Annotated in this window: 15 protein-coding genes; 5 read left to right on the top strand and 10 right to left on the bottom strand. The window is 63.7% G+C overall.

Translation table 11 applies throughout. The features are described from left to right. Nucleotides 1-15: 15 nt before the first annotated feature. Nucleotides 16-1,170: a major capsid protein gene (locus tag ACYQ00_RS07825; RefSeq protein ID WP_460031579.1), complete on the bottom strand. Its 1,155-nt coding sequence runs from the start codon at nt 1,168-1,170 to the stop codon at nt 16-18. Between the two features lie 36 nt (nt 1,171-1,206). Beyond that, nucleotides 1,207-1,905, bottom strand: coding sequence for a DUF6651 domain-containing protein (locus ACYQ00_RS07820; RefSeq protein WP_460031578.1), 699 nt, complete (start codon nt 1,903-1,905; stop codon nt 1,207-1,209). Nucleotides 1,906-2,227: 322 nt separating this feature from the next. Here ACYQ00_RS07820 and ACYQ00_RS07815 point away from each other — a divergent pair, with 322 nt between their 5' ends. The 3 genes from ACYQ00_RS07815 to ACYQ00_RS07805 are packed head-to-tail and all read left to right on the top strand — an operon-like array spanning nt 2,228 to nt 7,150. Continuing rightward, nucleotides 2,228-3,085 carry a hypothetical protein gene (locus tag ACYQ00_RS07815; protein WP_460031577.1) on the top strand — a complete coding sequence of 286 codons (858 nt, stop codon included), beginning with the start codon at nt 2,228-2,230 and terminating at the stop codon, nt 3,083-3,085. Next, on the top strand, nt 3,082-3,648 hold the full coding sequence (locus ACYQ00_RS07810; RefSeq protein ID WP_460031576.1) for a hypothetical protein: 567 nt from the start codon (nt 3,082-3,084) through the stop codon (nt 3,646-3,648). The genes ACYQ00_RS07815 and ACYQ00_RS07810 overlap by 4 nt, the downstream gene beginning before the upstream one ends. Before the next feature lie 10 nt (nt 3,649-3,658). After that, complete coding sequence (locus ACYQ00_RS07805) at nt 3,659-7,150, top strand: ATP-binding cassette domain-containing protein (protein ID WP_460031575.1); 3,492 nt, start codon at nt 3,659-3,661, stop codon at nt 7,148-7,150. Between the two features lie 83 nt (nt 7,151-7,233). On the opposite strand, the gene ACYQ00_RS07800 is transcribed toward ACYQ00_RS07805, so the two are convergent. After that, complete coding sequence (locus ACYQ00_RS07800) at nt 7,234-7,731, bottom strand: hypothetical protein (protein WP_460031574.1); 498 nt, start codon at nt 7,729-7,731, stop codon at nt 7,234-7,236. 454 nt (nt 7,732-8,185) lie between these two features. Between ACYQ00_RS07800 and ACYQ00_RS07795 the strand changes: the two genes are divergently transcribed. Together ACYQ00_RS07795 and ACYQ00_RS07790 are read left to right on the top strand one after the other, a co-directional pair. Continuing rightward, nucleotides 8,186-8,587, top strand: a complete 402-nt coding sequence (locus ACYQ00_RS07795) for a Ros/MucR family transcriptional regulator (RefSeq protein WP_460031573.1) — start codon at nt 8,186-8,188, stop codon at nt 8,585-8,587. A 436-nt stretch (nt 8,588-9,023) separates the two neighbouring features. Continuing rightward, nucleotides 9,024-9,416, top strand: a complete 393-nt coding sequence (locus ACYQ00_RS07790) for a Ros/MucR family transcriptional regulator (RefSeq protein WP_460031572.1) — start codon at nt 9,024-9,026, stop codon at nt 9,414-9,416. A 98-nt stretch (nt 9,417-9,514) separates the two neighbouring features. Here ACYQ00_RS07790 and ACYQ00_RS07785 read toward each other — a convergent pair whose 3' ends face one another. The 7 genes from ACYQ00_RS07785 to ACYQ00_RS07755 all read right to left on the bottom strand — a co-directional run bounded on the left by ACYQ00_RS07785 (nt 9,515) and on the right by ACYQ00_RS07755 (nt 17,065). Continuing rightward, nucleotides 9,515-10,891: a phage portal protein gene (locus ACYQ00_RS07785; RefSeq protein WP_460031571.1), complete on the bottom strand. Its 1,377-nt coding sequence runs from the start codon at nt 10,889-10,891 to the stop codon at nt 9,515-9,517. 150 nt (nt 10,892-11,041) lie between these two features. Next, a complete protein-coding gene (locus ACYQ00_RS07780) occupies nt 11,042-12,328 on the bottom strand; it encodes a phage terminase large subunit (RefSeq protein ID WP_460031570.1) in 1,287 nt (428 codons plus the stop codon). Beyond that, on the bottom strand, nt 12,325-12,963 hold the full coding sequence (locus ACYQ00_RS07775) for a hypothetical protein (protein ID WP_460031569.1): 639 nt from the start codon (nt 12,961-12,963) through the stop codon (nt 12,325-12,327). Before ACYQ00_RS07775 ends, ACYQ00_RS07780 begins: the two co-directional genes overlap by 4 nt. Before the next feature lie 27 nt (nt 12,964-12,990). After that, complete coding sequence (locus tag ACYQ00_RS07770) at nt 12,991-13,227, bottom strand: hypothetical protein (protein ID WP_460031568.1); 237 nt, start codon at nt 13,225-13,227, stop codon at nt 12,991-12,993. A 7-nt stretch (nt 13,228-13,234) separates the two neighbouring features. Then, the gene (locus ACYQ00_RS07765) at nt 13,235-13,480 is read right to left on the bottom strand and encodes a hypothetical protein (protein WP_460031567.1); all 246 of its coding nucleotides are present in this window, start codon (nt 13,478-13,480) and stop codon (nt 13,235-13,237) included. Nucleotides 13,481-13,530: 50 nt separating this feature from the next. Then, nucleotides 13,531-13,932, bottom strand: a complete 402-nt coding sequence (locus ACYQ00_RS07760; RefSeq protein WP_460031566.1) for a Mor transcription activator family protein — start codon at nt 13,930-13,932, stop codon at nt 13,531-13,533. 244 nt (nt 13,933-14,176) lie between these two features. After that, nucleotides 14,177-17,065, bottom strand: coding sequence for a hypothetical protein (locus ACYQ00_RS07755; protein WP_460031565.1), 2,889 nt, complete (start codon nt 17,063-17,065; stop codon nt 14,177-14,179). Nucleotides 17,066-17,302: the final 237 nt, after the last annotated feature.

The raw sequence follows: 17,302 nt of genomic DNA, 5'->3' as shown, positions 1-17,302 counted from the left end.
ACTGTTTGGGCTGGGCTAGCCCAGCACGCGACAGGCCAGCTCGGGCCGCACCAGGGCCGCGCCAAAGAGGATGTCGTAGCTCCAGCGGGTGCGTTTGTATTCGCGGGACACCTCCAGCCGCAGCGAAAGCCCGCTCACAGGGTCGGTGACGGACTGGATCATCGCCCCCAGGCCCTCGGCGGCATCCACCAGGGGCCGGTTGGCAAAGGCGATGGCATCCCGGTGGAAGGCCAGATTCACGGTGTGGCTGGGGAGCACGCTCAGCGCCTCCCCGCCGTTCGTGGCCAGCTCCAGGCCGGTGGCAAGACGGACCACGCCCTCCACGCCAGGGGCAATGTTCACGTCCTCGGCCACGGCATAGGTAGCCGGATCATCCTCAATCTGGAGCAGATCCCCGGCCTTGAGGGCCAGGCCCGCGCCCGTGCCGCAGGTCACGGCCAGGATCGTCTCGCCCACGGGCTCCACCACGCCGGCCTTGAGCGTGGTGGGCGTACCGGCCTCTCCGCCCACACTGCCGGCCACATGCAGGGGCACGTTCTGGTCCATGAACCAGTCGAAGCCGAGTTTGCGCGTGATTTCGCCCTCCTGGATGGTCTCGGCCGAGCCGGCAAAGGAGGCGTCCTGAAAGGCCCGCAGCATCAGGGCGTTGGCTTCGGCTTCGGGATCCATGACAAAGCGGCGGTCGGTCTTGGGTGCGCTGCGGCCGGAGAGGATTTTGCGCGCGGCGGTGATGGCCGCCAGGTCCTCGGCAAAAGGCGTGCTGCCGGCCGTGCCCACGCACTGGGACACGCCGGTGTACAGGCCGAGCAGGTAGGCGTCCACGTAGTTGGCCAGGGCCTTGATGGCCTCGGCCGCCTGCATGGGGATAACCCCATCCATCACGGAAAGGACGTCCTTGTCCGTCAGATAGAATTGCGCTTCCCGCCACTGGTCCATGGCAATGGGCACGCTGGAGGCGCCAGGGCCGTTCAGGGCCGGGGCCGAGGCCGCGGGCTCCACAGCGGCGCTGCTCATGGCCGTGGGCACGGGCACGTCGATCACCGCCCCCTTGCGCGCGGCCTCCACGCCAAAGTCGGCATTCACCAGCCGGGGCATGACACTGTGCTGACGCAGGGTCAGCGCGCCCTGGGCCAGAAGCTTGGGAGTGATGGCGGACAAATCGATAGGCATGGATTATTCTCCTTGCAATGCAGGGGGATATCAGGATTAGCGAACGGCAACATCGCCGCGGGCGATGGCTTCCAGGTTGGCGGCAAAGGCCTTGGCGTCATTGCGGGGGATGCTCGTGGCCGTGCGGGACTGGCGCTCGGCATTGCCGCCTGCGCCGGCGCCGGCATGACTGGCCCGCAGAATGGCATCGCGCTCGGGATAATGCTGCAGGATGTAGAGTTCGAGGGCTTCGTCCGGCGAGGCCAGGCGGCTCGGATCCTCGCGGGACATGATGGGCGAGCCGTCGGGCGCATGGGCCACGGCCGTGGGCGTGCCATCCACTTCTTCCACGGTAAAGATGCGGCCGAAGACTTCCAGGGCGATGGTGGCCGGCAGCACGGTTTTTTCCCGCAAAAACGTGGAATTGAGGATGACGTTGGAGACAAGCAGGGTCTTGATCTGCCCCTCGCGGGCAGCCAGGGCGGCCTCCAGCTCCTTGACGCGCCCCTGCAGGACGGCCAGGGAAACGGGCTGGGATACCGGCTGAGGTGCGGGCACAGCCGCCGACGGTGCGGACGGTGTCGCCGGTGCCGGGGATGCCGGGGGCTGCGCGGGATCCACCTCAACGGGTGCAGTCAGGCGCTGCTCCAGCTGTTCCAGGCGGCGGACCAGAGCCGCCAGCTCCAGGCCGGGGTCGCGCGGCGGTTCGCCAGTCTGGCCCACGGGACCGGGCCGGGCGGGGACGTATTCAGACATGCAAGTGTTCCTCCTGTATGATGCGTGCAGGCCACGTTGACGGCAGCAATGACCTTCAGGCCACCCTACCCGCAGCGTTGCACCCTCCGCAGGAGGGAAACGCTTCCGCCTGCGCCGCTTCTCTCCATGCTCCGGGCCAAGCAGAACGGGCCAGAAAGGGGCCAGAGCGGGGCCAGTCGGATGGGTCGGGCCAGATTGCCAGAATCCCGGAGATGGCTTACTGAAGCGAAATGCGCGAATTATCCCGGTGCGGCGGCGGCCTCTTCCCCCTGTCCCTCTGTTCCCCGTTCCGCCCACGGTGTTCGCCCACGGAGCGCGTCCCATGAGAGCATCTTTCCTCAGGCTGGCGCTGTGCGCCGCCCTTTTCTGCGCAGGCTGGCTCCCCCGGCCGGCAGCCGCGGCCATGGAGCCCCCCCTTTCAGACGGGGAAAAACAGGCCTTTGGGGAGAACTATCTGCTGCCCTCGCCAGCGGAAGTCTTTCTGGCCCTGGAAAAAGCCGGTCCCGTGGACTGGACGGCCATGGCCAGCTTCAACCCCCGCTACGACTATGCAGACAACGCCCAGCGCGCCCTGAACCTGGGCATCCGCGCCGCCGATGGCTTCCTGGCCATCCAGGCCCGGGACCACGACAAGCTGGGCAAGATGATCTCGGCCATCATGACCCTGGCCGAAGAATTGCTGGTGGAGGAGACCATCCTCAAAAAAGGGAAGACCTTCGAGGAGATGTCCCGCAATGGGCAATGGGAGGAGCTCCACGGCGAACTCGACTCCCTGCGCGACGAAGTGCTGCACGAGATGGAACGCATGGGCGACAAGGACACAGCCCTCCTCGTTTCCACCGGAGGCTGGCTTGAAGGCCTGCGCGCCACGGCCAAAACCCTGGACGAGCACTACTCCGAACGCGCCTCCACCCTGCTGTATCAGCCCAAACTGCTGCAATATTTCCGCAAGCGCCTGAACGCCCTGCCGGACAGAACCCGCAGCACCCCGGCCGTGGCTGCCATCATCGCCCGTCTGGACGAAATAGACGCCTGCATCAACGTCGGCTACCGCCAGCCCATTTCTCCGGAAAACATCCGCAAGCTGGCGCTCATCAGCGACACCCTGGTCCGCGGCATCGAAGGCGGCGCGTCCGCGCCACCCACACCGCCTGCAACCGAGGCAGGAGGCGCATCATGAGCGCCAGCCATCTTGCCAGGCGCCTCGTCAACCGCCCCGTCGCCCTGGGCCTGCTGCTCCTCCTCAGCCTGCCGCTGCTGACGTCGCCCTCCCAGGCCCCGGCAGCGCCCTCGCAGGCGGATGCCCCTGGGGCGGTCCTGGCCCAGGCGCACGCCGGTGTGCCCTTTCAACCCGACACACCCCCCACCATCCAGGGCCGCCCCCATAACGAGGACATGCTGCGGTACGCCTTCGCCGTGGTCCGCTCCCTCAACGAAGACGGCTTCCAGATGCGCGAGATGCAGAACGGCCGCCTCTTCAAGGGTCAGTCCTTTTTCTACACCACCCAGCTTTCCGCTGGCGTGGAATACTATTTCTTTGCCGCCGGCGATCCGGATCTCCATGCCATCGACCTCCGGCTCTATGATGAGCAATGGCAGCTCGTCACCGCAGACACCCGCCACGGTACCACCGCCACCCTGCAGTACCTCATTGAATGGAGCGGCGCCTACCACCTCAAGGTGACTGTGGAAGACTGCAACGACTACGGCGCCGAGTGGTTCCTCGTCTCCGGCTACAAATAGCGCACGCGGCATGAGCTCTTTTTCAGACCTGCCACCGCACCCTCTTGCCGACCTTATCCCCGAAGACACCCCTGCCCCGCACGTTCCGGTCGGCCCCTCTTCCGTACAGGTGCTGCCAGACGCCGCCACCCGCCAGGCCCTGGAAAACAGCCTGGCCATGGAAGTGCTACGGCTCTTTGCCTTCATTGCCGGGGCAGACGGCCCGGCCAGTGCCGTCACCACCCAGGAACGCGCCTTCATCGTCGGCTTTTTCGAAACGTTCTTCCCCCGCGATGTCACGGCCTTCTTTCTGGCCCGGTTCGAGGAACGCCGCCGCGAACAGGCCAGCGCAGAGGCCACGGGCGAAACAGCCGAGGATTTCGCCCGTCACCTGAACAAGCGTCTGGATTATCCGGAAAAAATCTTCTGCCTGCTCACCCTCTATGGCTTTCTCGCCTCCGAGCGCACCCAGGAACTGCCCCTGCGGGCCGTGCGTTCCATGGCCGCCCTGATGCAGATAGACAGCCGGGACCTCGCCTTCATCGAGCATCACTTCGGCCTTACCGAAGCCCCGGCCCGTGTGCTGGAACGCTCCAACATCCTGGCCCTGAATATCTCCGGCGATCCGGACTCCGCCGACGTGTACCTGCCCTTCCCCGGTCTGGATCTGGTGGTGTACAAGATCCAGACAACCTACTGCATTCACAAAAAAAACGATCTCTACAAAGTCACCGCCGAAGGCATCAACCTGCGGCACAACTTTTCCACCCGAATCTCCCAGCACGTCGGCCTGCGCATTGAGGATCACCCCCTGCGTTACCACGACCTGCTCCTGCATTTCCGCAACAAGGTCCGCCCCCTGGAGTCCTCCCTCTTCCTGGCTCAGCGCGGCGTGGAGCTGCACGTCACTGCCGAGCGGCCAGACAATGCCCTGGCCCGCGTGGATATCCACGGCTCTCACATCATTCTCTCCCTGATCAATGCGGAAAGCGGCGTCATCACCCGCAATGGCCAGCCCGTGCACACCTGGCGGCACCTGACCCTGAACGATGTGGTCCACTGCAACGGCTTTCGCCTGGACCCCCGCGAACTGTTCTATTCCGTCAATGGCAACCAGGAAGCCGCCCTGCCGGAAGAGTCCCCTGACGCCGACGGCGGCCCCCCCTACCTGCTGCTGACCAACGACATCAAGGGCGACATCTTCATTCAGGACAACCTACCAGATAAATGGGTGGCCCGCCTGTACAAGGAAAATGAAGGCTGGCGGTTCTACCCCCACACCTGCCCCTATCAGGCCTATGTGGACGGCCACGCCCGCGTGGGCAGCCTGCATCTGGAGCCCGGCCAGACCCTCTTCATCCATAACGCCTTTCTCACACCCCAACCCGACGGCCGCCACGTCAGCACCAGGCTCTTCACCTTCCGCCATCTGGTGGCCGATCGCGTCAGCTACCGCTTTGGCAATGGCAAACCCGCCCTGGACGAAATCAGCTTTTCTGTTGATTACGGCGAGATGGCCTGCATCATGGGCCCCAGTGGCTGTGGCAAGTCCACCCTGCTCAAAGCCCTGTGCGGCCTGCTGACACCGGACTCCGGTGCTGTGAAGCTGGACAGCTTCGACCTGCACCACCAGTTCCCCCGCCTGCGCGATTACATCGGCTACGTCCCCCAGGAAGACCTGCTTCTGGCCAACCTCACCGTATGGGAAAACCTGTTTTACCATGCGCGGCTGCGCTTCCCCGAACTGCCCCGCCCGGAAATCGAGGCCCGCCTGGAAGCCGTGCTCGCGGCCATCCGGCTGCGTGACAAAAAGGACTTCCGCGTCGGCTCGCTGGAAGATGCCGTGCTCTCCGGCGGGGAACGCAAGCGCCTGCACATCGGGCTGGAACTGCTGGCCGGGGCGGCGGTCTATTTCCTGGACGAGCCCACCTCGGGCCTCTCTTCCTCGGATTCGGACAACATCATGGAACTGCTGGCGGACATTGCCCTGTCGGGCAAAATCGTCGTCGCCGTCATCCATCAGCCAAGTTCAAGAATTTACAAGAGCTTCGATAAAGCCTGCATCCTGGACCACGGCGGCCGGCTGGCCTTTTTCGGCCCACCCTCGCGCGCGCTGGAGTATTTCCAACACCATGATATCTCGTTGGAAGAAGGCATTTTAAGCGAGGTGGAATGCCCCCACTGCAAGCGAGTGCAGCCCGAAAGCCTGCTCCAGGCCATGGAAGAAAGCCTGCGTGATATAGACGGGGCCTTGTTGGGCGAGCGCAAGTTCTCTCCGTTGTACTGGAAACGCCGTTTCCGCCGCACCGTGGTCAGTTCCTGGGTGCGTAATGTGCAGCTGCCCACCCGGCACGAACTGCCCCCGGCCCGCGTGGCCAGCAGCGCCGAACGCTGGACCCAGTTCCGCACCCTGGCCAGCCGCACCTTCCGTCACAAGATGCGCGACCGCGCCAACCTGGGCATCACCTTCCTGGCCGCGCCGCTCCTGGCCCTGGGGGCCAGCTTCATCATGAAGTACACCCCCGGCAACGCGTATTCCCTGTACACCAACGATCTCTTCCCCTCCTTCCTCTTCGTGGCTGTCATCTCCACGTTGTTCCTGTCCCTGACCAACAGTGTGGATGAAGTGATTGGCGATGGCGCACTCTTTTTGCGCGAGCGCATGCTGCACATTCCCCGTCGCTCGTACCTGTCGGCCAAACTGCTGGTGCTGATGTGCTTTGCCGTGGTGCAGAACATACTGTTTGTGCTCTGCAGTTTTCTTATTCTGGAAGTACAGGAACTGTACTGGGAACACATCCTGGCCCTCACCTGCCTTTCACTCTGCGGCGTTTCCCTGGGCCTGTGCATTTCCTCCGTGCCCAGGCTCACTTCCCGTGCCGCCCTGAATACCGCCCCCCTGGCCCTCATCCCGCAAATCATCCTCGGCGGCGCGCTCATCGAATATGAACGCATGAACCGCGACCTGCGCTTCTCGGACGCCTCCCCGGTGCCGGAAATCTGCCAGATCATGCCCTCGCGCTGGGCGTATGAAGGCCTGGTGGTCATGCAGGAGACCCTGAACAGCTACGACACCACCCACGACATCATGACCACCTCCCTCAAGGCCTTCAAATACCAGCGGGACAACCTCATCCTCCGCCATGGCGAGGCCTGGTACCTCGCCCGGGAAGCCGCCCTGCAGCAGGAGCTGGAAGCCTTCCGCCAATCCACCAAGCATCGTTTTGGCAACAAGAACATCCACGACGCCGTGAGCCTGGGCGAGCAACGTCGCAAGGATCTCCAGGCCGAAGGCCGCAGCCATCTCTCCCAGCCCCTCTTCGTACGGCGCAAGCCCTTGCCGGCCTTTCTGCACTGGCTGCCGGGAGCCCGTGAGGCCTCGGTGGCCACACCGCTCTACAATGCCTTGATGCTCCTGAGCTTCTCCCTCATCCTGCACCTGGCAACCCTGGGGCTGCTGCACTGGCGTGAGGCCCTGCTCACGGGCCGCTGGCGGCCGGCCCGCCTCTGGCGCAAGGTCTGATCGCACCATCTGCGCAAAAAAAGAACGGGGAACCCGCCGCCATTCCGGCAGGTTCCCCGCGGGCCGTTCCCTGTGCAGCAGCGCTAGCGATGCGCTTGCTTCAGAATGTCGAACGTCAGGCTCCCGGCCAGGGCGTACAACTCGTCCAGGCTCACGTGCTCATAACCCACCAGCAGAATCTTCACATCCTGCGACACGTCCAGCGCCACCACGGGCGAGGGGGTGCTGTCGTTGCCATGCCATCTGGCGCCGGCGATCTCCTTGCTTGCAGGAGGCAGCTTGCCCCCTACCTGGGCCATGGTTTTGGCGTCGCGCCGGAAACCATAGGTGGGATCTTTGCGGACATTATCGATAAAGGAAAGATAGACGACCTTGCCTCCGCCTTCATAGCGGGCCACCAGACTGCCATCCACGGGGTGAAACTCGTGATACAGACTAACCTGCTTGAATCCCGGGAGCTTAACCGTGGCAAACCACTTGCGCACAGCCTCCTCGGGAATGCTCGGGGTGAACGGATCGCGCGACTGCGCCCGGGCCTGCGGCGCAGCCGTAAGCGCCAGCAAAGCAACCAGACAGCTCATGACAACCAGGACGCGCTTCCGCAACAGATGATCCGCAACACTGCGGGGCCACAAGAGGAAATGATGCATACGGTTCCTGCCAGTAGGCGTGATGACGGGACAAGGCATGCCCGCAGACCACTCCGCAGGCATGCAGCCAAGGGCCGAATTCTACGCCGCCCCCCTGGGCAACGCAAGCCGAATCCGGAATCCGCAGGAAGCTTACAGGAGTTTTACAATCGGCAGCGCAATGCAGAATGACTGCAATTGCATTGCATGTCAGTCTGTTAAAACTTTTTTAGACTTTTATTAGACTATTTATCATACTGTTGTATCCCAGCAAAAATACAGTACCCTGGCCACACAAGAGACCAGATGAACCACAGTTTTGACATACCACCTTGACAAAGACTCCTGTTCTGGGACATAGTGCGTTTACTGTTGCCGCAACAGCACTTTACAAGGGGAATGAGGGATGGAGAGCTACGTCAAGGAAGCACTGGAGATTGTCAAGGCCCAGGCAAGCGTCCGCAATATGACCGAGGAGGAAATCACCTCCATGGTCCAGAAGCTGAGCCACGGCATTCGTACCATCAGCGAGGGGACCCACGTCAAACTTGCTGCGCCACGAATCGCCCAGGATCCCATGGACGCGATCAAGGAGAATTCCATTGTCTGCCTGGAATCCGGCAAGCCATACAAGATCCTGACCAAGCGCCACCTGGCGCAATTTGGTCTCACTCCGGATGAATACCGTGCCAAATGGGGCTACAAGAAGGGCCAGCCCCTGGTCTGCAAATCCTTGCAGCGGGAACGCCGCAAGAAGATGAAGGACATGAAGCTCTGGGAAAAGCGCATGAAGCAGGCGCATTCCTAGCTGCCACAGGCGGATTGCAGTCCCGCCGCGCAGAGACGGTGTTCCTTTACGGCCGCACTACTGGGGAGAGTGCCGCAACAGGGTCGCAAAGACAAAACACCCGCCTCCGACGCCGGCAGGCCACGCCAGACCCGCCAGCTCCCTTCGCCAGATGCAACACCACGCGCTGCGCTCCATCAGGACGCAGCGCGTTTCACTTTTCCGCATTCTCTTTCTAATTACTCTTTCATATTCGCTTATTATACTTTATCTAGACTTTATATCAATATTTTTAATTGCAACATCGCTTTGACATACAGCAACAGCCCCGCAACACCACATGAAAAATCTGCAGCGCGAACGCAGTGCAACACCAGTTCCGCTTGACACTGCACACGCATCACTGTATACACCTCTTACGCAGGATCATACGCCATACCCATTCTGGAGGCGCTTCGTGGAAAGTTACATCAAGGAAGCTCTGGAGATCGTCAGGGCCCAGGCTGGCGTCCGTACCATGACGGAAGAAGAAATTACGTCCATGGTCCGCTCCCTGGCCAGAGGGATCAAGAGCATGCATGCTGGTGACATGCCCGCTTTTGAAGCGCCCATTGCTGCGGGCGATCCCCTGCAAGCCATCAAGGAAAAAACCATCACCTGCCTGGAAGATGGTAAATCCTACAAGATCCTCACCAAGAAGACGCTGGCCAAATTCGGCCTCACCCCTGACGAATACCGTGCCAAGTGGGGCTACCAAAAGAACCAGCCACTGGTTTGCAAGGCCCTGCAGCGCGAACGTCGCAAAAAAATGAAAGACATGAAGCTCTGGGAAAAACGCATGAAGGGCTAGCCCCTTCCTGTTCCCGGGACTTTGCCTGCCTCGCTTCGACGGCGTTGGAACCCGACTTTGCGCCGCGTTCCAACGCCGTCTTTATTTGCACCCCCCGGCTATCCCTCCCCCACACTGCCGGCCGGTGCCTGCTCCAGTTCCTCGCGCACCGAGCCCAGCACTCCTTCCCCGCCGGGCAGCAGCCGCCGCGCCAGGCTCATCTTCAGTTCCCGCTGAAACGTCGGACTCTCGATAAAGCCTGCTCCCTTGATGGCATTGTCCAGGTCCGCGGCCAGATCCTCCACGGAAAAGTGCCGCGGCCGTTCCAGGCGCATCTGCTCCACATCCCGGCCCCGTCCCTGCCAGGCCAGCCAATGGCCCAGGATGGCCCGCTCCGCCTCTTCCAGATTGGCCGCCTTGGAGGCCAGCACGGCATTGAGCAGCTGAAACTCCTGCCGCAGCGCCACCCCGCTCTTGGCCTGGGTATCCACACCGTGCAGCCCGCCGGCGTTGGACATCCGGTAGATTTCCTGCGTCTTGCGCTCCACCCACAACAGAATCGCCTCCACCGGCTCGCGCGCTGCGGCCTGCAGCCAGTCCGGCCGGGCCTCGGCCCCAGCCTCGGGATCCCATTCCAGCACCGCCCGCGGCCCTGTGGCCACTTCCTCCCGCAGACCCGTGGCGTCCGGCGGCTGCCGCGGCGTACGGAACATGGGGAAGGCGCAGTTCTTGATCACCTCCCCGCCCAGAGACAAGTCCCGGATGATGCTCGCATCCAGCGGCGCCACATCCGCAATGTCCGAAACCCCGATGCAGCGTTCCCGGCCCGTGAGATTCATCAGCCACACAAACGGCACCCGCCCCAGGCCATGGCCCCCGGCGCCGATCAGTTCGGCCCCCTCCTCCACCCGCCAACGTTCCCAACCGTCGGTGCGGTAGACAAGCACGGTGCCGTCCTCTTCCAGCAACTTGACCATGGCCAGAAACGGCCGGTGATTCGCGTCGCGCTCCCAGCGCCAGTCCAGAATGGCCTCAGGATGATAGGCCGCCAGATAGGGATGCAGCCGGGCCTCGCGCTCCTCCTGCCGCGTGGCCGCGCCCCGGCCAGGCTTGTCCACCAGAATGCCCACGTGCCCGAAGATGCTGGCGTATTTCTGCTGCTCCAGCAGGAAGTTGTCGTAATCCGTCCCGTACAGGTCACAGTCTGAGGCAAAGGTCCGCCACAGCGGATCCTCGGCCAGCAGGCCCAGCTCCCGCCGGGGCTGCTTTTCGAACAGATAAAAATTGAAACAGTTGACGATGGACCGGCAGTAGTTGAAGCCCACGGCCTCGCGCAACCGATCCTCGAACTCATGCAACTGTTCCCGAGGATGGCGACCCAGCACCCCATGGGCCAGCAAGGCGTCCAGCCCCTCGTACGCCGCAATCCAAAACCGCCACCGCGGCGCCATGGCCGCATGCTGCGGATGCACTTGCAAGAGATCCTCTCGTGTCATTGAAGAACTCCTTGGAAAAAAAAGGAAAGGCAAAGAACCGGGGGAACTGACTTCCCCCGGCCCCCTGCAATGGTGTTCCGGCAACACAAGACGGGACTCCGGAGGCCAGGGGAGCCGCGTCCTCCCTTCTCCCGTCTTCCTTCATTTTGGTCATCCACGTTTGAACTCCGCGCAGCACAGGTAGCCCAGGGCGGTGGTGACGTGCTGTTCGTAGAGGGAGTCGTCCTCCACGTACTGGGCGCCCTGCTTGAGGGCGGCGCGTTCCAGGCCGCGGGCCAGGGTGGCGCAGCGGGGATGGATCTTCAGCCGCACCCGCCCCTCGGCATCGCAGAGCAGGCAGTTGACCAGATTGTGGCGTTCGCGCACGGGCGGGTTGGCTCGTGGCACTTTCTGCTGGGCAAACCCGGCCGCGGCGAGGAGTGAGTAATCGGTCATGCCGGAGCGGGTGTCCCGGGCACGACCAGAGGCGTCGCCATAGACAATCACCCCGGCGCGAGCCAGAGCCTGCCAGGGCCGGGCCTTCATTTCTGCGATAACGTGATTGGTATCCGCGGTTTCCATGACGATTTCGTCAAGCACGTGCAGTTCCATGCCATGCTCGCCGCGACGGAGCTGGGCCAGCACCGAGCTCATGGGTTTGCCCGGCGCCAGGTTGAAATCGTGGCTCCAGAGCAGAGGCAGCTCGGGCGCAAGAGCCACGCCATCCCAGAGGTTCCTGCCACGATCAAAGCTGTGGTAGATGGCCTGGGCCGAGAGGGCCACCCATTTGCTCAGGACCATGCGGTCATACAACCGCGCCGGGTACATGCGTTTGAGGCTGTCCACATAGCCCGGCGGCAAATGACGGTTCTGAAAAGTGGTGGCGTAGATCACCTCCATCAATTCAGGATCATACTGCTCCACAAAGAGCGAGTGCATCCAGCTGCCGGGTTCGTCCAGGGTGGTGGTGAAGAGCATCTGGCAGGGCATGCGGGTATCCCGAAGCCGGGCCATGAGCACTTCCACGGCCTCGCGCCGGGCCAGAAAACACTCGTCCACCCACACCCAGCCGAACTCCACCCCGGCCAACAGGTGATACGATTCCAGCGAGCGGCACAGCACCACCACCTTGTGCGCCGCCGGGCCAGGCATGACGATGTTCAGGGCCGTTTTGGCGAAGGGCAGCGTGGCCGGGGTGATGCTCATGCCCACGCGCTCGCAGGTACGGTAGAGATTGCGCAGGGTGGAGTCCGTGAGCTGCGTGTAACTGTTGGCCGCGATGCAGCCCAGCACGCCCGGCGGCGTCTGCTGCGCCTGCTTGACCACCCAGAGCGACCCGGCCTCGGTCTTGCCGCAGCCCACCCCGCCCCCCAGGAAGATGTACCGCTTGTTCGAGGCCAGTACCGCCCGCTGATGCGGCAAGGCGGTCAGCTTTTTGTACAAGGGACTTTTTTTCATGCGGATTCGTCATCGCCTTCCGCGGTGAACGCGTGCTGGGCGTCGCCGTCCTGTGCGCCGTCCCCCTCTGACGTTTCATCGGGCACGATGGTCAGATACACCGGACCGCCACCTTCCGGCTGTTCGCTCTTGTCGCCCCACATGCCGGGCAGGACATGCTCCAGCCACCAGACGGCAGCCTTCCACTGCGGCGCGGCCTGTTTGGTGGTGCTTGTTTCCTTGAGCACGCTGCCATCTTCCCCCACCACGCGCACGGTCTCGCGCACCGTCTCGCCCTCCACGGCACTGCGGCGGATGGCTTCCAGACAGGCGGCTTCGGTGCGGGCCACCTCGGTCCGGGCCCGGGTGGCCAGTTCCTGGCAGGCCTGCTCCAGCAACGCCCGGGCGCCGCTGCGGCGCGGGGGCCGGGCACGCTTCCCGCCGGCCTGGGCCTGCCGGATCGCCTCCTCGCCCAGGGTCAGCCAGGCATCGAGCGTCTCTCTGGACACATTGGCCGCCGCTGCCGCCGTGTCCAGACTGCCGCCGCTTTGCAGTACGCGGGTCACGGTGTCGATCTGCTCAGCGACCGGAGCCGCCATGGCCCCTGGCTTCGACTGGCGGGACGACTCGCGGTCATGGGAATGTTGAGGACTCATGCCCCGCATTTCCTCCTGATATTGGTCTCATTTGCCAAAACCGGCGGGCCACAGCCTGGAGACAACAAACGCCGCCGCGGAGGAGGCCCCTGCAAACCACCACACCCGCCCGCGCACCTGCTCCAGCCCGGCTTCCAGTTCCTGGATGCGTCGCCCCCGGCCCTCGCAACGCTCGCCAAGAATGGCCTTGATCTCCGCCAGCAGCGTGATCGCTTCATGCTGCCGGGTGCGCAAGGTATCGATGGCGTCCCACAGGTCACGCATGTCTTGGTCATCCATTGAGATTCGCCACCGTGCCGCTGTCTTTTCCACCGTCCTTGACCACCGTGACGCCTTGGACCGCCTTGGCGTCCACCATCCCCTGCCCCAGAACGTACGACATGAGCACCCCGGCCGCGGCATACAACTGATCCTCGCTGACCTGCAGATCCAGCGCCCGCGCGCCGAGCAGGAACAGGCTGCCCAGCAGGGCGGTCCAGAGCTTGCGGGAACCGAGTTTTTCCATAAGCTGCTGCATTGCCGACTCTCCTTTTGGAAGAATGTTGTGACTGACCTGCCGCGATGGAATCAATGCGCCAGAATCTGCCGCACTCGCCGCGGGGTCAGATGAAAGGCCCGGGCCAGACCGGCCACGCTCATGCCCTGGTTGCGCAGCTGCCGCAGCCGGCCTGCCCGCACCTGCCGTTCGATGGCATCCGGCTTGGGGATGTGCAGCTTCTCCCCGCCGTGCACGCGGGCAAGCGTTTCCGCCGCGGCCAGCCCGGCGCAGGTGGCCAGGGGATGATCCGGGCGCGCCCGACTGGGGACATACACAGTGTCACCGCCATAGGCCTCGGCCAGCAGTACCGCCGCCGTCGCGCCCACCAGCGCCTTCAGCTCCGCCAGCCCATGGGGCAGGGCGGACCAGTCCAGCTGTTCCGGATTCCACATGCCGTTCTCGGACGATGGGCAACACGGTTCGCCATGCATGAGAGCCTCCTCTGCGTCCGCTCCTGGCTGCAACGCCCGTGGCGAGCCCGGTGGAACGCGATGTCGTTTCCTCACCATAGCCATCCGCCACCCAGGGGACCGTCCCTGCCCGCCCCTGCCCGGCCAAAACCCGCCAGACCCGCTTGACGCGTGCGCCAAACGTTTTCACAGGACGCAAAAAAACACGCCGGAGCCGCAAGGCCCCGGCGTGTTCGCGGGAACAGGATCCAGATCCAGTGCGCAATCAGCCGATCAACGCGCCCATGGTGCCAGCCTGCTGCTGTTGCAGCTGCTGGCGACGCAACTCCAGGCGGGCGGCAATTTTTTTGATCACCGTGTTCACGTCGCGCACGTCCCAGCTGGCCCGGCCCGAGAAGCTCGGCACCCGTTCCAGGGACAGATAATCCGCAATCTGCGTGGCCTGGCAGCCACGCTTATGCATGTACCAGATGACCCGCCGCGTCTCCTTGGGCGTGCGCGGCGGCTCCAACGGCTCATTGTATTCATTGAATTCGATGACCGAACGATCGGACTCGGCTTCCTCGGTGCCATCCAGGACAATCACCGACTTGCCCCCAACGGCAGCCTCGCTCTCGGCCGTCTCCTGCGAGGTCTCGGCCTCCTCGGCTACGGGCGCCGCGTCCTTCTCGGCTGCAGGCGCTCCAGGCAGCGCGCTGGCAGCTTCAGGGACTTGCCCGCCTGCCACTCCGGAAACCGCGGCCGACGCGATGGCTGCGCCAATGTCCGTCAGCCCATCTTCAGGCTCACCCGATTCACCAGACGTGCCGGACGCGTCAGACGCGTCAGGTTCGCCTGCCGCGAGGGCGTCCTCCAGGCCTGCTTCCTCGGCAGCAACCGTTTTGGATGTTTCCGCGGCATGGTCCTCCGCATCAAGCCCTGGCAGCAGCCCACTGTGCGACAGGGAGCCCCCCAGTGACACCTCATCCTGAGGCGCATCATCCAGTGGCGGCAGATCAAACGTCCAGGGACCAGCCGTATTGGCAGCATCCAGGCTCGGCAGCTCCACGGCCCAGGCATCGAGGCTGTCCCCGGGCAGGGCCGATTCGCCAAGCTCAATGCCGGTCTCGCCGGAACGGGTCAGATCCGATGTGGTCGCACCTTCGCCAGGCATGAGGAACTCCCAGTGCTCCTCTTCCGTCGCCCCCGCATCGTCCACGTCTTCCGATCCTTCCATTTCACCAGCGTCAGGGGAGACGTCTTCTGCCAAGGCATCCATTGCCGGCTCCTCTGCCACAGACGAGGCGCCCGCCTCTTCCGCGGCCGTGGCCAGCCCGGCCGCAGGCGCGGTGTCGGCCAGGGCATCGAGTTCCATGGCCTCATCCAAATCGGGAAACAAGTCAGAAATCTCCCCCTGAAACACGGTGGTGGCGTCCATATCCTCCAACGTGTCTGCCACAGACCCGCCATCCTGGCCATCCAGGGCCAGAGAGGCGAACTCCTCTTCCGACACGGCAACGTCCGGCACAGCGCCTGTTTCCCGGGCCAAGGCATCGACATCCTGCCCGGCATCGGCAAGCGATTCCGCCAGATCCATCTCCTCGTGGGCAAGACTGTCGAGTTCCTGGGCCAGCTGCTCGGGGGTGAGCACCTCCTCGACCACCAGATAGGTCTCCTCAATCTGCTCTCCGGTGTCGGCAGTATCTGCCGAAAGCGCAGCCGAGGTATCCACCGCCGCATCTTCCACCATGCCCGGAGCCGGCTCAGGAGTCCGGACTTCGCCTGGCGAAGAATCTGGCGCAGTGTCTGGTACGGTGTCTGGCACAGTCTCCACCGGCAACGTATCGGTGTCGGCGTATCCGAACGCCGCGGGGTGCCCCTCCGGCGTGTCGGGTCGTTCCCCAAAGGGAGCGGCCAGCAAGGCATCCAGGGGGGTTTCGGCCATTGCATCCGCCAGCGCATCCAGGGGCGTGGAGCCTGTGAAGGCTTCCAGTGGCAAGGTCTCGCCAGCATGGTCGGCCGGTTCACCGCCCTCGCCCTCGGCCAGGGCGTCAAGCTCCGTGGTGAGCGTATCGTCCGCATCGGGGAAGCCTACGGCCGTTTCCCGGGCAAACGCGTCCTGCCCGGCCGTATCAGCCCCGGACACATCGCGGACATCCAACGTCTCTTCGGTGTCCATCCCGGCCAGGGTTTGATCCAGGGTTTCCAGGGCGGAAAACTCATCGGCAGAGATTTCATCCAGATCAAAGACCGGCTCTTCCAGTGTCGTTTCCCCCGAGAGCGCCCCCAGGGCAGCGAGCACCTCGTCGTCCTCGGACGGTGCCGGGGATTCCGCCGTTTCGCCCGCTGCGGCTGGCAATCCCGGCTGGGGGGATTCAAGCACCTCGTCCCAGGCGATCACATCCTGCGTGTCTTGCGACTCCTGGAAGACTGGGGCTCCCAGCTCGTCCAGCAATTCCAGCGGGGCATCCTGGACCGCTGATTCCGGCGTTTCCTCTTCGGTGGGGTACGCCGGCAGCGACTCGGCATCCGCCGTTAGCGCAACCGATTCGTCCGCCATAGCAGAGACCCCGCTGTCTTCGGGTCGGGAGAGGAAGGCGGCATCGGCCAGATCGGCCAAGTCAGCCAGATCGGCCAGATCAGTCTGGTCAGTCAATGCAGGAAGTTCCGGCAACTCTGGCAGGGCCTCCCCGTCCAGGCCCTGCTCCGGGGCAACCGGCGGGACAACCGGCGGGACAACCGGCGCTTCTTCTTCGTCAAAAATGAATTCTCCGCTTTCATCCGCAGCAAGTGCTTCCGGTTCAGGCCCAGCGGGCACCTCGGGGAGCGACTCCGCGTCAAGTGCGCCTGCGGCCTCGCCCGGCCCGGCCATCTCTTCCAACGCGGTATCTGCGGACGGGGCGGGCGGGGCGGCAAAAACGTCCGAGTCCTCCCGAATGGTCGCACCATCCAGTGTTTCCAGCACATCCAGCCGGTCAGCCAGCCGGGCAAGCTGCTGCGTCAGCCTGTCCAGTGCCGGCTCCAGCGCCGCGGTCACGCCGGCCTGCACTGCGGGCGCCAGCAACGCCGCCAGCGCCTGCAGGGCCTGTGCATCAAGAAGCCCGGCTCCAGCGGTCTGGTCTACTTTAAGTATTTCGGGGCCGGGCGTGCCGGTGAGGGGGTTGCCTTGCTCCATGCCTGCGGCCTCCACTGCGTGCGCCGGTAATGCACCCGCTGGGCAAAACGGTTGGGAAGAATTGGCTTCGGCAATCTTACCATATACTTGCCTACGCGTACAGAGGCCCGGGCCTTCCATCCCCCCGGGCAACAAACAAACTTTAACATTATATTTCAGTTAATTACTAGCCAAAGCGAAGATCTGCCCGATATTTCCCAAGAAAAAATGCCAAGGCCCAAGAAATCCTGGACAGCC

It is taken from the genome of Megalodesulfovibrio paquesii, from assembly GCF_054653055.1.
This window is presented reverse-complemented; position numbering and strand designations above follow the sequence as displayed.

Coding starts and splice junctions, on each gene's coding strand:
- ACYQ00_RS07795 (WP_460031573.1), top strand. CDS start 8,186: ATGGAGAGCTACGTCAAGGAAGCACTGGAGATTGTCAAGGCCCAGGCA.
- ACYQ00_RS07760 (WP_460031566.1), bottom strand. CDS start 13,932: ATGCATGGCGAACCGTGTTGCCCATCGTCCGAGAACGGCATGTGGAAT.
- ACYQ00_RS07800 (WP_460031574.1), bottom strand. CDS start 7,731: ATGAGCTGTCTGGTTGCTTTGCTGGCGCTTACGGCTGCGCCGCAGGCC.
- ACYQ00_RS07820 (WP_460031578.1), bottom strand. CDS start 1,905: ATGTCTGAATACGTCCCCGCCCGGCCCGGTCCCGTGGGCCAGACTGGC.
- ACYQ00_RS07755 (WP_460031565.1), bottom strand. CDS start 17,065: ATGGAGCAAGGCAACCCCCTCACCGGCACGCCCGGCCCCGAAATACTT.
- ACYQ00_RS07780 (WP_460031570.1), bottom strand. CDS start 12,328: ATGAAAAAAAGTCCCTTGTACAAAAAGCTGACCGCCTTGCCGCATCAG.
- ACYQ00_RS07815 (WP_460031577.1), top strand. CDS start 2,228: ATGAGAGCATCTTTCCTCAGGCTGGCGCTGTGCGCCGCCCTTTTCTGC.
- ACYQ00_RS07810 (WP_460031576.1), top strand. CDS start 3,082: ATGAGCGCCAGCCATCTTGCCAGGCGCCTCGTCAACCGCCCCGTCGCC.
- ACYQ00_RS07775 (WP_460031569.1), bottom strand. CDS start 12,963: ATGAGTCCTCAACATTCCCATGACCGCGAGTCGTCCCGCCAGTCGAAG.
- ACYQ00_RS07805 (WP_460031575.1), top strand. CDS start 3,659: ATGAGCTCTTTTTCAGACCTGCCACCGCACCCTCTTGCCGACCTTATC.
- ACYQ00_RS07770 (WP_460031568.1), bottom strand. CDS start 13,227: ATGCGTGACCTGTGGGACGCCATCGATACCTTGCGCACCCGGCAGCAT.
- ACYQ00_RS07785 (WP_460031571.1), bottom strand. CDS start 10,891: ATGACACGAGAGGATCTCTTGCAAGTGCATCCGCAGCATGCGGCCATG.
- ACYQ00_RS07825 (WP_460031579.1), bottom strand. CDS start 1,170: ATGCCTATCGATTTGTCCGCCATCACTCCCAAGCTTCTGGCCCAGGGC.
- ACYQ00_RS07765 (WP_460031567.1), bottom strand. CDS start 13,480: ATGCAGCAGCTTATGGAAAAACTCGGTTCCCGCAAGCTCTGGACCGCC.